At 57.2% G+C, this 14,463-nt stretch carries 11 protein-coding genes; 6 read left to right on the forward strand and 5 right to left on the reverse strand.

All coding sequences use genetic code 11. The annotated features are described in order from the left end of the window. Positions 1 to 12: 12 nt before the first annotated feature. On the reverse strand, positions 13 to 936 hold the full coding sequence (locus EDC23_RS11630) for a branched-chain amino acid transaminase (RefSeq protein ID WP_134084757.1): 924 nt from the start codon (positions 934 to 936) through the stop codon (positions 13 to 15). Between the two features lie 416 nt (positions 937 to 1,352). On the opposite strand from EDC23_RS11630, the gene EDC23_RS11635 reads away from it, so the two are divergent. From EDC23_RS11635 to EDC23_RS11645, 3 genes are read left to right on the forward strand one after another with little or no spacing between them, the layout of a single operon-like run. Continuing rightward, positions 1,353 to 2,459 carry a glycosyltransferase family 4 protein gene (locus tag EDC23_RS11635; RefSeq protein WP_166668856.1) on the forward strand — a complete coding sequence of 369 codons (1,107 nt, stop codon included), beginning with the start codon at positions 1,353 to 1,355 and terminating at the stop codon, positions 2,457 to 2,459. An 11-nt stretch (positions 2,460 to 2,470) separates the two neighbouring features. Beyond that, positions 2,471 to 3,796 (forward strand): O-antigen ligase family protein, encoded by a 1,326-nt coding sequence (locus EDC23_RS11640; RefSeq protein WP_166668857.1) that lies wholly within the window; start codon positions 2,471 to 2,473, stop codon positions 3,794 to 3,796. Between the two features lie 7 nt (positions 3,797 to 3,803). Further along, positions 3,804 to 4,718: a sulfotransferase family protein gene (locus EDC23_RS11645; protein WP_134084763.1), complete on the forward strand. Its 915-nt coding sequence runs from the start codon at positions 3,804 to 3,806 to the stop codon at positions 4,716 to 4,718. A gap of 59 nt (positions 4,719 to 4,777) precedes the next feature. On the opposite strand, the gene glnE is transcribed toward EDC23_RS11645, so the two are convergent. The 4 genes from glnE to EDC23_RS11665 all read right to left on the reverse strand — a co-directional run bounded on the left by glnE (position 4,778) and on the right by EDC23_RS11665 (position 10,743). Further along, entirely contained in the window at positions 4,778 to 7,645 is a 2,868-nt protein-coding gene (glnE, locus tag EDC23_RS11650; protein WP_134084765.1) for a bifunctional [glutamate--ammonia ligase]-adenylyl-L-tyrosine phosphorylase/[glutamate--ammonia-ligase] adenylyltransferase, read from the reverse strand. Positions 7,646 to 8,103: 458 nt separating this feature from the next. Beyond that, a complete protein-coding gene (gene groL, locus EDC23_RS11655; protein WP_134084767.1) occupies positions 8,104 to 9,759 on the reverse strand; it encodes a chaperonin GroEL in 1,656 nt (551 codons plus the stop codon). A gap of 63 nt (positions 9,760 to 9,822) precedes the next feature. Next, the gene (gene groES, locus EDC23_RS11660) at positions 9,823 to 10,113 is read right to left on the reverse strand and encodes a co-chaperone GroES (protein ID WP_134084769.1); all 291 of its coding nucleotides are present in this window, start codon (positions 10,111 to 10,113) and stop codon (positions 9,823 to 9,825) included. A 180-nt stretch (positions 10,114 to 10,293) separates the two neighbouring features. Continuing rightward, the gene (locus EDC23_RS11665; protein WP_317622982.1) at positions 10,294 to 10,743 is read right to left on the reverse strand and encodes an FxsA family protein; all 450 of its coding nucleotides are present in this window, start codon (positions 10,741 to 10,743) and stop codon (positions 10,294 to 10,296) included. Positions 10,744 to 10,834: 91 nt separating this feature from the next. Here EDC23_RS11665 and cutA point away from each other — a divergent pair, with 91 nt between their 5' ends. The 3 genes from cutA (at position 10,835) to EDC23_RS11680 (ending at position 14,117) form a co-directional block, all read left to right on the forward strand. Then, positions 10,835 to 11,158: a divalent-cation tolerance protein CutA gene (gene cutA / locus EDC23_RS11670; protein WP_134084773.1), complete on the forward strand. Its 324-nt coding sequence runs from the start codon at positions 10,835 to 10,837 to the stop codon at positions 11,156 to 11,158. A gap of 5 nt (positions 11,159 to 11,163) precedes the next feature. Then, the gene (dsbD, locus tag EDC23_RS11675; protein ID WP_399359413.1) at positions 11,164 to 13,455 is read left to right on the forward strand and encodes a protein-disulfide reductase DsbD; all 2,292 of its coding nucleotides are present in this window, start codon (positions 11,164 to 11,166) and stop codon (positions 13,453 to 13,455) included. Between the two features lie 86 nt (positions 13,456 to 13,541). After that, entirely contained in the window at positions 13,542 to 14,117 is a 576-nt protein-coding gene (locus EDC23_RS11680; protein ID WP_243830783.1) for a TlpA family protein disulfide reductase, read from the forward strand. Positions 14,118 to 14,463: the final 346 nt, after the last annotated feature.

The following is a 14,463-nucleotide window of genomic DNA, read 5'->3' on the forward strand; positions in this document are numbered from 1 at the left end:
CAGGTGATGATTTTATTTTACGTAGGCCAGCCAGTCTGTGTACTTGTCGACACGACCGTGGACCAGATCGAAATAGTGGCGCTGGAGCTGTTCGGTGACCGGACCGCGTATCCCCGAACCGATGGCCCGGCCGTCCAGTTCCCGGATCGGCGTCACCTCGGCGGCGCTGCCGGTGAAGAAGGCCTCGTCGGCCACGTAGACCTCATCCCGGGTGATGCGCTTCTCCCGCACCTCGTAACCCAGATCCCGGGCCAGATGCAAAATCGTGTCGCGGGTGATGCCTTCCAGCGCCGAGGTCAGCTCGGGGGTATAGATCACGCCGTTGCGCACCAGGAAGAAATTCTCACCGCTGCCCTCGGTCACGAAACCGTCCACGTCCAGCAGCAGCGCCTCATCATACCCGTCGCGCACGGCCTCCTGCAGGGCCATCATCGAGTTCATGTAATTGCCGTTGGCCTTGGCCCGGCACATGGTGACGTTGACGTGATGGCGGGTGAAGGAGGAGGTCCGGATCCGGATGCCCTTCTCCATCCCCTCGGCCCCCAGGTAGGAGCCCCATTCCCAGGCGGCGACGATGGTATGCACCTGCAGGTTGTCGGCGCGCAGGCCCATGCCTTCGGCGCCGTAGAAACACATCGGCCGGACGTAGGCCGATTCCAGGCCGTTTTCGCGCACCACCGCCAGCTGGGCGGCGTTAAGGGTCGGCTTGTCGAAGCGGATCTGCATGTTGAGAATATGCGCGGAGCGGAACAGCCGGTCGGTATGCTCCTGCAGGCGGAAAATCGCCGTGCCCTGGTCCGCCTTGTAGGCGCGCAGCCCCTCGAACACCCCCATGCCGTAATGCAGGGTATGGGTCAGCACATGCACCTGGGCGTCCCGCCAGGGGACCATTTCACCATCAAACCAGATGACACCGTCACGCTCGGCCATCGACATACCGCACTACTCCTCTGAAAAATCGGCTCAAAGGAGGGTATTCTATGCGAAAATCGCGGCGTTGTCGTTCGCTCAAGAGCCCGCCGGACAACGTCGCAAACCCGCGCGGGGCCCTCCGGCAACCCGATTTTGCCGCAGCCCCATCGCCCGGCCAGGTCAGGACGGTACGGTTCCGGCTCAACAAACATTCCCGCCCCGGAAAGTGGCGGGAAAATGGACAAAAATCGCTCACCGCCGACCTTTTCTATCGGGAATCGTCATTTTCCGAGTTGTGAAACAAACGGCGATTCCTGACCCCGTTCGAAGCCATTTTCACTTATAATCGGCCCCTTCAAGAGCCCCGGATTGCGATAAGCTTGATGCAAAAGAAACTGAAATTCGTGATTGCCTGTGAGGTAATTGATAACGTCCGGCTGATGCAGCCCCACGGTATGATTCCGTACACGCTCTACAAGCATTACGGGTATGACGCCGAGGTTCTGACCTACCGAAATGGCGAATACCCTTATATTGAAAACGAACTGAAAGGCCTCAAGATTCGCTTTCTGCCCCATTTCTTCTCAAAGAAATTCAAGCTGCCCTTTTTCTGGTACCTGGCCAGAAATGCCGGAAAAATCGACGTACTGATGGTTTATAACGTTAAAAAGCGCCCGATCTATTACGGCCTTGTATACAAGCTGTTTAATCCGAAGGGATTTCTTTATTCCAAAGCTGATACAGCACTCCCGGCATTTACCTTTTATGTGGAAAAAGCCTTTCTTCCTTACAAATTCTATATGCGGGCACTGGGTAAACTGTTCCTTAAAAAATGCAACGCGGTATCATTCGAAAGCAGCCAGCCTTACCAGAATAACAAGCAGGTAACAGCAGACAAAAAGCTTCTGATACCTTGCGGCTTTGACCCGGATATTGTCAAAAACTTGTCAGTTAGGGAAAGGAACTTTTCCGACAAGGAGAACATCGTCCTGCATGTTGCCCGAATGGGGAGTCATCAGAAAAACACCGAACATCTGGTTCGCAGCGTTGCCAAAATGCAGATCCCCGATGACTGGCGATTTGTCTTTATCGGCTCACAAACGGCCGAATTTCGACGTTTTCGGGAAACGTTTGTACGCGAGCATCCTGATCTGGAAGATCGTATGGAATTTCACGAACATATCCAGTCCAAAGCCGAACTTTATGACTTTTACAGCCGCGCCAAAATATTCTGTCTTCCTTCACGTACCGAGTCATTCGGCAATGTTCTGGTGGAAGCGCTCTATTTTGGCAATGCCATCGCCGCCACGGAAACGATCCCTTCCGTTCAGGATCTGGCAGATAAAGGCAATAACGGTATTATGTTCACTCTGGAGCCGAACGACCTCGCTCAACAACTGGAAAGGCTCATGCTGGATCCCGAGCGCCTGGCGTCAATGTCATCATCTGCAAGAGACTACGCAGAAAAGCATCTGAACTGGAAAAACACACTGCGCCCTCTGCATGAAAAAATCCAGGCCCATTACAAAAGCCATCCCAAGTCATAATGTTGTATAATATGCCCATTTTACGATTTGATACTATCAACAGTCATAAAGCAGGCCTGTTCGGGCTCTATCTTTTTGCTTTTTTTGCATTCCTGGATAAAGCCGGTACAGTTCTGGGCCTGTTGCTCATGCTCTCGGCCATGCTGGTTTCCTGGCGCCAGGTCTGGGATGACTACAAGCAGGACCCGGCTGTCTGGGTAGCCGGTATTTTTCTTATTTACCTGATCCTCCATGCCTACATCACTTCACTGGAATTCCCTCATACCTCCGAGGAACAATGGAAGGAAGCCAGGAACTGGGGGCGCCTGATTGTCTTTTTGATTCTGGCCTGGTGGATGCGGGGCAATACAAAAGTGATTTTTCACTGCCTGCTCCTCGCTCTGGCCGGAATCCTTGTAAGGCTGGTTATCGACACCGAGATGTCGGATATTGAAAAAGTATTCAACACTCAAAGGACCGGCTTTTCCTACCCGATAGGTTTTGCCGCCATCCTGTCCGGCGCTGCACTGGTAGCCATGATCATTTTCACCCCCAGAATCATGGCAACTCCCTCTTCGAGAAACACTAAAATACTCATAGCCCTGGCATGGCTTGTTATGATTATGCTCATGTTGCAAATTCAGATTACCGCCGCATCAAGAGGGGTGTGGCTGGCAACACTTGCCGTTGTCATCCTCTACTCTCTTTCCCTGTTTCAATTTATCAAACGACATCTGTTCATCTATGCTTTATCCGGCCTGCTTGTTGTCATTGTTACAAGCCAGAATACGGAACTGATCACCAAGCGCATCACGCTCAACAAGCCTACTATAGCCATGCTTATCGAAGGCGAGTCACTGGACAACGTGCCAATCAAAGGCTCTACCGCGACAAGGTTGCACCTTTGGGATTACGGCATCAAGCGATGGCTGGAACGTCCGATATTTGGCTGGGGACCCGGCACTCAAATTACCAAACACTTCAAGCCTGGTGATTTACAGGACCCGCTGGACAAAAAACAGGCTAAAAAATTAAAGCCTCAGCCTCATTTACACAACGCCTATATTACGGTGCTTTCTCAACTGGGGATAGTTGGGGCAATGATACTCGCAGCAGCCCTGATCTTGCTGGTGCGTAATCTGATTATATCGCACCGGCAAAGACTTCTGCCAACCGACGTCATCCTCGCCGCAGGCGCGGTACTGATTGTGATGTTAATATCAAACCTGACAAAAACACGCTTTGCGACCCTGGACTTTCAGTATCTGGCAACCCTGACAGCGGCTATCGCCTATACTTCTCGCTATAATCGGAAGGAAAAGCTGGAAAAGCAGACTGACTCAATGCCCGTGAAATAAAATATGGATGCTTATATCGGAATCAATCCAGGATTTTCAACTCTGCCAGATTCAAGACAAAAAATGTATTCTGAAAACAGCATTACACCCGAATCAAAAAAACGGACGGTTTAGAAAAGTGAAACGCATCCATGTTGTCGGCGTAGCCTCGCGCACCGGAACCACCTTAATGGCCGAACTGCTACATACCTGTTTTAAGGTCGATGGGTATGCCGAACATGAATTGAGTATATTCAGACGCCCACGGCCCCGCGTCGATCTGGTAGTCACGAAGTCACCTATCGAAGCTGTCGAATCGATCAAGGTTTTGCATCATGACCCGGATTTATGGGTAATCTGCATGCTACGCGATCCCAGGGATGTTGTTGTCAGTCGACACGGCAGTCGGCCCGAACTGTACTGGACCAACTTGCGGCTCTGGAAACAGGCAGTTGATGCAGCTTACGCGGAAAGCCAGCGCAATTCTCGATACATACTGATCCGTTATGAAGATATGGTTACCACGCCTGACAAAGTTCAGCAAGATATCGAACAGCGTTTGCCGTTCCTGGTACGCAAGACTCCGTTTTCAAGATTCCACGAGATCGCCAAACCATCCAGTGGATCCTTGAAGGCTATGCGAGGGGTCCGTCCGATTTCCAACAAAAGCGTGGGTTCCTGGAAAGATCACAAACCCAGACTGGTCGCCCAACTCGAATTACACGGTGATATCCAGGACTATCTTGTCAAACTCGGCTATGAATCAGACGATAGCTGGAAAAAGGAGCTGGAAGGCGTCATCGCGGATAACCAGGAAAGTTTTAAACCCGAGTTCGATGACGCCAGTCTGATACAACGTATGCAAAAACGCTGGAAACTGTTCTCGCGCTTGCTTCGTTACCGCCTCGGGATAACACGCAAAGCGTCTATCATAACAAAATAGAGAATAGCCGACTCAGAGAAAAGCTATTTAACTACTTCTCCCCGGAAAATTGCCAATTATCATTCCCTAAAAAGCTGATCCCATATCTGTTTTACATCCATCAACTGCTGTTCATACTCACCCTCTCGCGCCAGAACCTTCTGCTCCAGCAAGGCCATGCGATGAGCATGGCCGCGGTAGACGCGATAGGCGTCCTTGAGTTTTTCAACGTCCGTCTCGTTTAGCAGCCCGGTTTCGGCCAGGGTGTCGAGGATGCGGATGTTGTCGGTCCAGGTCATCAGCGCCGGATACCGGTGGGCGTAGCCGAGCACGAAGTACTGGACCAGGAATTCGATATCGACGATCCCGCCTTCGCCCTGTTTCAGATCCAGGTAACCGGGTTCTTTTTTGGCCAGCTCGGTACGCATGCGCTGGCGCATCTTGACCACCTCCCTACGCAGCTCATCCGGATCCCGCTCACGTCCCAGCACGTTGTGGCGAACCGCGTCGAAACGATCAATGATCGCCTCATCCCCGGCCACGCCCCGGGCCCGCACCAGAGCCTGGTGCTCCCATAGCCAGGCCTTGTTCAGCTGATAGCCTTCAAAGGAGGTCAGGTTACTGACCAGCATGCCCGAGGCGCCGTCGGGGCGCAGACGCAGATCGGCCTCGTAGAGCACACCGGCCGGGGTGTGGGTGGTGAGAATGTGAATCAACCGCTGACCGAGCCGGGCATAGAAGACCGGCACCGCCAGCGGTTTGCTACCGTCGGTCATCTCGTTCTGGTCTTCACTGGCATGCAAAAAGACCAGATCGAGATCCGAACCGTAGCCCAGTTCGAAACCGCCCAGTTTGCCGTAGGCGATCACCGCAAAACCCAGCTCGCCACTGTCGCGGCTGGCGGCCGGCTGGCCGTGGCGCTCGCTCAGATGCCGCCAGGCCTGCTGCAGGCCCTGCTCCAGAATCACTTCGGCGATCCAGGAGAGGTGGTCGCTCACTTTCATCAACGGCAGCACGTCGGAGACATCCGCCGCCACCACCCGCAGCACATTGATGTGCTTGAAATGGCGCAACGCTTCCATCGCCTGTTCATGATCGTCGGGATCGACCGCTGCCAGTTCACTGGCCAGTTCCTCCGCCAGCTCCGCCCTGGCCGGCGGCGCGTAGAGGCTGCGCACATCCATCAGCTCATCGAGCAGCAGCGGGTACCGGGAGAGATAGCGGGAGAGCCAGGGACTAGCCTGGCACAATTTAACCAGCTGCGAGAGCACCAGCGGGTTCTCCACCAGCAGGGCCAGATAGACGCTGCGTCGGGCGATGGTGCGCACGATCTCCAGCACCCGGTCAAAAGTGATATCGGGATCGTCGACCTGCGCCGCGGCGCCGAGCAGCAGCGGCATCAGCCGATCCAGCCGGCTTTTGCCGTTGGTACTCAGCGAATGGTAAAGCCGGCTGTCGCGCAACTCGCCGACCCGTTGCAGGATCGTCCCGGGCTGCTGGTAGCCGGCCTCTTCCAGCGCCCGGCGGGCCGGGTCGTCGTCCAGATTGGCGTGCCACAGATCGTAAAAAATGTTCTCGTTCTCATCCTCCACGCTCTGCGGGGCGGCGAAGACCTGCTCGAAATGGTTGTGCACGTGCTGGCGGTGGTGCTCCAGCTCGGCAAAAAAGGTCTGCCAGTTCTCGAAGCCCATGCTGTGGGCCAGGCGCAGTCGATCGGCCTCCTCTTCGGGCAGATCATGGGTCTGCTGATCCAGATAGCCCTGCAGGCGGTGCTCCGTATCGCGCAAAAACCGATACCCCGCCTCCAGTTCGCGCACCACGAACTCGGGCAAGACCTCCATTTCCTGCAGCAAGTGCAACACCGACAACACCTGCCGCTCCTGCAGCGCCGGCTCCCGGCCGCCGCGGATCAGCTGAAACACCTGGGCGATGAATTCGATTTCGCGAATACCGCCCAGCCCCAGTTTCACGTTCTGCTCCAGCCCCTTGCGGCGTACCTGCTTGGCGATCATGCCTTTCATGTCGCGCAGGGATTCGTAGGCGCCGTAATCGAGATAGCGGCGATAGACGAAGGGGCGCAGCATTGTGGTCAGCTCCTCGCCGGCGGCCCGATCGCCGGCCACCACCCGCGCCTTGATCATGGCATAGCGCTCCCACTCGCGACCGTGGGCCTGGTAATAGGTTTCCAGCGCATCGAAGCTGGTTACCAGCGGGCCACCGTCGCCGAACGGCCGCAGACGCATATCGACCCGGAACACAAAGCCCTCGGGAGTTTGCTGGTCCAGCATGGCGATCAGCTTCTGGCCGAGCTTGATGAAAAACTCGCCGTGACTGAGGGTGCGCCCCTCACCGCGGGTCTCGCCCTCGTCGGCAAAGCTGAAGATCAGATCGATATCCGAGGAAACATTCAGCTCCCAGGCCCCCAGCTTGCCCATGCCCAGCACCACCAGGTTCATCGGCGAGCCGTCCTCGTAACAGGGCGTGCCGTACTGATCGCAAAAGCGCGGGTATAACCAGTCCAGCGCGCCGTCGATACAGGTCTCGGCCAGATGGGTCAGATCCCGGCAGGTCTCCTCCAGCTCGGCCCGGCCGGCCAGATCCCGCCACAGGATGCGCACCATCTCGCGATGGCGAAACCGGCGCAGGGCCTGCATCAGGCCGTTTTCATCCTCGACCGGTTCGACCGCCGCCTGCCATTGCGCCGCGAACGCCGCCCGATCGGCCGACTGCAACAATCGCGGCTGCAAGGCAACAAACTCCTCGGGATGACGCAGACACTGACGCGCCACGTATTCACTGCCCGCCCAGACCGTCGGCAGCGATTCGGCAACCGACTCCTCCAGCGCCGTATCGCCCGACTTCGGGGCAAACTCCGCCCACCAGCGCGCAACCTGCTCGGCCAACGGCCCGGGTAACTTCGAAATAGCCTGATCGACGTTATTGCTCATGGATAAAAAAACCTGCTGGGTGTGCCGGATACTATGACCAAAACCGCCAGCCGTCACAACAGTTCTCTTGTTTCCTGCAATGGGAAAATTTCACTGGGAAAAAATCGCGGAGTTCGCGGAGGCGCGGAGTCGCAGAGAAAAGCAAAATGGTATTCATCGGTTACACCAAGATGGGGGATCAAATTTATCGAGTTCAGCGATGCCATGCAGCTTTGTGTAGTCTGATATGAGTTACCAGGAAGCGTCGTTTTGAAATTGGCGTTGCTGAAACTCATCCTGAATCAATGGCACACTGCGAAAACGTAAAACAATATTTTATATACTCTGCGCCTCCGCGCCTCCGCGTCCTCCGCGTTAATTCCACTGAAATAAAATAATGACTATTTACGACAGGCAAATAAAAAAGCCCCGCCATTGCTGGCGGGGCTTTTTGTTGCGCCTGGGTTAAGGCAGTCGGCTTACATCATGCCGCCCATGCCGCCCATGCCCATGTCGCCCATGCCACCGGCTGCGCCGGCACCGGCACCGCCATCTTCGTCGGGCTTGTCGGCGATCATGGCTTCGGTGGTGATCATCAGGCCGGAGACCGAGGCGGCGTTCTGCAGGGCAGTACGGGTCACCTTGGTCGGGTCCAGAATACCCATCTTGATCATGTCGCCATATTCACCGGTAGCAGCGTTGTAACCGAAGTTACCCTTGCCTTCTTCCACCTTGTTGCAGACCACGGAAGCCTCTTCACCGGTGTTGGTCACGATCTGACGCAGCGGCTCTTCCATGGCCCGACGCAGGATGTTGATACCAACGTCCTGATCGTGGTTGTCACCGGTCAGGTCGTCGATGCCGGTACGGGCGCGCAACAGGGCGACACCACCACCGGGGACCACACCTTCTTCCACCGCGGCGCGGGTGGCATGCAGGGCGTCTTCCACGCGGGCTTTTTTCTCTTTCATTTCCATTTCGGTTGCGGCACCGACCTTGATGACCGCCACACCGCCGGCCAGCTTGGCCACGCGTTCCTGCAGTTTTTCCTTGTCGTAATCCGAGGTCGCTTCCTCAATCTGGGCGCGGATCTGGGTGACCCGGGCTTCGATGTCATGCTGGGGACCGGCACCGTCGATGACGGTGGTTTCGTCCTTGGAAACGACCACTTTCTTGGCCTGACCCAGATCTTCAACGGACGCTTTTTCCAGCTGCAGACCGACTTCTTCGGAGATCACGGTACCGCCGGTGAGAACGGCGATGTCCTGCAGCATGGCCTTGCGACGTTCACCAAAGCCCGGCGCCTTGACGGCCGCGACCTTGACGATACCGCGCATGTTGTTGATCACCAGCGTGGCCAGGGCCTCGCCTTCGATGTCTTCAGCAACGATCAGCAGCGGCTTGCCGGCCTTGGCGACACCTTCGAGCACCGGCAGCAGTTCGCGGATGTTGGAGATCTTCTTGTCGTGCAGCAGGATGTACGGCTCTTCCAGTTCGGCGCTCATGTTCTGCTGGTTGTTGACGAAGTAAGGAGAGAGGTAACCGCGATCGAACTGCATCCCTTCAACCACGTCCAGTTCATTCTCCAGACCGGTGCCTTCTTCGACAGTGATAACGCCTTCCTTGCCGACCTTGCCCATGGCCTGGGCAATGATACCGCCAACTTCTTCATCGGAGTTGGCCGAGATGGTACCTACCTGGGAAATGGCGTTGTCGTCGGCACACGGCTTGGACAGTTTCTTCAGCTGTTCGACGGCCGCGTTGGTGCCCTTGTCGATGCCACGTTTGAGATCCATCGGATTCATGCCGGCGGCAACCGCTTTCATCCCTTCGGTCAGGATGGACTGGGCCAGCACGGTCGCCGTGGTGGTGCCGTCACCGGCGACATCGGAGGTCTGGCTGGAGACCTCTTTCACCATCTGCGCGCCCATGTTTTCGAACTTGTCGGTCAGCTCGATCTCCTTGGCCACGGAGACGCCGTCCTTGGTGATGGTCGGGGCGCCGAAACTCTTTTCGAGCACGACGTTACGGCCCTTGGGACCCAGGGTAACCTTGACCGCATTGGCCAGGGTGTTCACGCCCTTGAGCATTTTATGACGCGCGTCGTCACCAAATTTCAATTCTTTTGCACTCATGTTCCTTCCTCACTATCTCTTATATATAGATAAGCTATCGATGTTGACGGGCTGAACGCCGGATCAGGCTTCAACCACACCCATAATGTCTTCTTCACGCATGACGAGCAGTTCCTCGTCATCGAGTTTGACTTCGTTGCCGGCATACTTGCCGAACAGCACCTTGTCACCCACCTTGACGTCCAGCGCGCGGACTTCGCCGCTGTCCAGAATCTTGCCCTTGCCTACGGCAATGACTTCACCCTGACTCGGTTTTTCGGTGGCTGAATCGGGAATGACGATGCCGCCGGCCGTGGTACGTTCTTCTTCCATGCGACGAATAATCACGCGGTCATGCAAAGGACGGATTTTCATTCTCAGCTTCTCCTGGATGTTATTGATTTCTTTAGATTTCAAACAGTCGCCCAGACAGGAGGCCTGCCCGGGCGGGAATATCAGTCGGACTATTAGCACTCTCTACCGACGAGTGCTAATAATAGCGGTCACTGCTCGACTGTCAAGAGCAATGCCTTGATAGGGGGATTATTGGGAAATTCAAGGCCGATCGTCGTCCCGACGCTGAAATTCGCCCTCGATGGTGCGGGGCCCGCCGCCGGACTGGCCGGGGCCACCGCCCGGCGGACCGGTACGGATCACGCCACGCTGGATGGCCCAGCGGATCATGCCCTGGCGCAGGGGCGGAATCAGCAAAATAAAACCGACTGCGTCGGTGACAAACCCCGGGGTCAGCAGCAGCGCCCCGGCCACCACCAGCAACAGCCCCTCGAACATCGGCAGCGCCGGCACCTGTCCCCGGGCCAGCTCCGTCTGAAAACGCATCAGCGTGGAAAAACCCTGCCAGCGCAACAGGCCGACCCCGATCACCGCGGTCAGCACCACCAGCAAAATGGTGGGCCAGGCGCCGATTACTTCCCCAATCTGGATCAAAAAGTAAATTTCGATCAGCGGGATGGCGATAAACAAGAGCAGGAATAAACGGAACAACGGCAGCGTCCTTAATCAGGATGTGTATTCAGGGCTATTATAACAGCCTGGCGCTTTGCCAGCCGGGCGGCGGACTGGTATCTTGCCGGGCATGAGCGAACTCCCGCAAAGCCTGGTACTGTGTACCTGCCCCGATCAGGAAACCGCCCGCAAGCTGGCCGACCAGCTGGTTGCAGAGCGCCTGGCCGCCTGCGTCAATATCGTGCCGGGACTCGAGTCGGTCTACGAATGGCAGGGCAAAGTCGAGCGCGATGCCGAGGTTCTGCTGATTATCAAGACCCGGGAGGACCACTATGCGCGGGTCGAAAAAACAATTCAACAACACCATCCGTATGAACTTCCGGAAATTCTCAGGGTCTCTCTAGACGGGGGATTGCAGGATTACCTGCAATGGATTGATAACGCACTGGAATAATAATGATGATGAAAAAACTGTTCGCTGGCCTGTTATTTCTGTTCGCTCTCAATGCGGTCGCTGAAGAGGAACTGCTGGAGCCGGACAAGGCCTTTGCCTTTGAGGCAGAGGTCAAAGACGGCGCGATCCAGGCGCGCTGGGATATTGCCGATAACTATTATATGTACCGGGACAAGATCCGCTTTGAGGTGGACAACCCGGATATCAAGCTGGGCGAACCTGAACTGCCCGAAGGCAAGGTCAAGGACGACGAGTTTTTCGGCAAGGTCGAAACCTTCCGCGGCAGCGTCGAGGTCAGTGTCCCGATCGAATCCGGCAGCGGCCCGTTTGAGCTGACGGCCCATTCCCAGGGCTGTGCCGACGCCGGTGTCTGCTATCCCCCGCACCGCCAGACCGTCAATCTGGAAGCCACAGAGCCCGCCGGCTCGCAAAACGGCCAGGCAGCGGGCGACAAACGCAGTATTCAATCCCTGAACGAGGATCTTGGCCTGAACCAGGGCGATGACGAGGTGCTGGCACCGGATGAGGCCTTTGTCTTCAGTACCGAGCGGGTCGATGCCAATACCCTGCGCATGAATCTGCAGATCGCCCCGGATCATTATGTCTACCGCGACAAATTCGAGTTTTCCGTCAAGCAGGGCGATGCCCGGGTGGGCGAGGTGCAGCTGCCCGAGGGCAAATCCAAGGACGACGAATTCTTCGGCCGCATCCAGGTCTTCGAGGATGAGGTCAGCATCGACATTCCGTTGCAGCGCAGCAGCAAGGAAGCCGGCGAGGTAGAACTCGGCATCGTTTATCAGGGCTGCGCTGAAAAACTCGGCATCTGCTATCCCCCGATTCGCAAGAGCGAAACCTTTAATCTGCCCGCTACCGAGAGTATCGCCGATGATACCGCCGCCGGAGAGGCCGATGCCCCCGCCACCGCAGCGGCCGACGCCGCCTCCCCGGGATCGGGCGGATCGGGCGAATCGGCCGACGAGGCACCGCAGTCTGAACAGGACACCATCGCCGCGTCCCTGGAAACCGGCGGGATACTGGTCATACTGACCTTCTTCGGCCTCGGCCTGCTGCTGGCTTTCACCCCCTGCGTCTTCCCGATGATTCCGATCCTCTCCAGTATCATCATCGGCCAGGGCGACAGGATCACCACCGGCCGCGCCTTTACCATGTCCACCGTGTACGTGCTGGCCATGGCCCTCACCTACACCGTCGCCGGGGTGATTGCCGGGATGCTGGGCGAGAACCTGCAGGCCGCCTTCCAGAACCCCTGGATCCTGGGCAGCTTCGCGACCATTTTCGTGCTGCTGTCGCTCTCCATGTTCGGCTTTTACGAGCTGCAGATGCCCGCCGCCCTCCAGGGCAAACTCTCCGAGGTCAGCAACCGCCAGAAGGGCGGCAGCCTGACCGGCGTGGCAGTCATGGGCTTTCTCTCCGCGCTGATCGTCGGCCCCTGCGTGGCCGCGCCGCTGGCCGGGGCGCTCATCTACATTGGCCAGACCGGTGACGCCGTGCTCGGCGGCATGGCCCTGTTCGCCCTCAGCCTGGGCATGGGGCTGCCGCTGATCGCCATCGGCACCTCGGCGGGCAAACTGCTGCCCCGCGCCGGCGGCTGGATGGATGCGGTCAAGGCGATCTTCGGCGTCATGCTGCTGGCCGTCGCCATCTGGATGCTGGAGCGGATCATTCCCGACTCTGTCGCCCTGTGGCTGTGGGCCGCGCTGCTGATCATCTCGGGCATCTACATGAAGGCCCTGGAACCGCTGCCGGCCGACACCTCCGGCTGGCACCGGCTCTGGAAAGGGCTGGGGATTATCGTGCTGGTCTACGGCATCCTGCTGGTCATCGGCGCCAGCGCCGGAGCCAACGACAAGTTCCGACCGCTGCACGGCGTCTTCGCCGGCGCGGGCGGCGGCGGCAGTTCCCAGCAACAGTCGCTGCAGTTCGAGAACATCAAGACTGTCGAAGACTTCGAGAACAAGCTGGCCCAGGCCAAAGCCGCCGGCAAACCGGTGATGCTCGACTTCTACGCCGACTGGTGCATCTACTGCAAGGATTACGAGAAATACGTGTTCACCGATCAACGGGTCATCGAGCGCCTGGATAACTTCGTCCTGCTCAAGGCCGATGTCACCGATAACGATGACAAGGACAAGGCGCTGCTGCGCAAATTCGGGCTCGTCGCCCCGCCGGCGATCCTGTTCTTCGGCCCCGACGGCGAGGAGCGTCGCGGCCGGCGGCTGGTCGGCGCGATGGGCGCCGACGGCTTTCACGATCATCTGAACATGATGTCCTTTTAACCGACCGCCCGCCCCTGGCGGGGCGGGCGTCACTCACATGTTCATAGACCTGACTTCAATTAACCTGCAACGAACGGAACAGCCGTATGAAACGTTCAGTCTTTATTTCGATTATTGTAGTGGTCGCGGTGATCAGCCTGCTGGCCGGAATGTACGCCAACCGGCTGTTTGACGATCCCGAGTCAAACGCGGCAGCGCAAACCGCGCAAAACAAACCCGCCAAAACCGGCCAATCGACGGATACGCCGGAAATCCGCCCCGATTTCGGGCTGCAGGATCTGGACGACGAGCTGCGGCACGTCAGCGAATGGGACGGCGATGTCCTGATAGTCAATTTCTGGGCCACCTGGTGCCCGCCTTGCCGGCGCGAAATTCCCGCCTTCATTGATCTGCAGGAAGAATACCGGGATCAGGGCCTCACCATCGTCGGCATCGCCATCGACACCAAGCAGGACACCGTCGACTTCGTCGATCCCCTGGGCATCAACTACCCGATCCTGATCGGCGAAAAGGAGGGCATCGCCCTCTCCAAGGACTACGGCAACCGCCTCGGCGTCCTGCCCTACACCATCATCGTCGATCGCGACGGCAAGATCACCGAAACCCACCGCAACGAACTGACCTTCGAAGAAGCCGAGGCGATGATCAAACCCCTCCTTTAAAACAAGAGGGCCGAGTTACGAGGGACGAGTGACGAGGCCCATCCTTGATAAACCACCAAGACACCAGGGCACCAGGGCACCAGGGCATCTGATTTGGCATCCGCCCATTTACAAGTGGAAGAACATCGCAAAACTGACTGCACTTACACCTCACCGATCAAACAAAATTATCGGGGCAATGGCTGTGGGAGCGGGCCACGATCGCGACCGCACCCTGTCGCTGACAATCGCGCCCGAAAGGCGCTCCCACCTACCCCGCTCAACTGAATGGTGCACCCCTGAAGAATAACCATTTTTATTGTGTTTTCTTCGTGCCTTCGTGTCTTGGTGGTTAGCGCTCTTCCTC

Source organism: Thiohalophilus thiocyanatoxydans, assembly GCF_004366735.1.
Lineage (GTDB): Bacteria > Pseudomonadota > Gammaproteobacteria > UBA6429 > Thiohalophilaceae > Thiohalophilus > Thiohalophilus thiocyanatoxydans.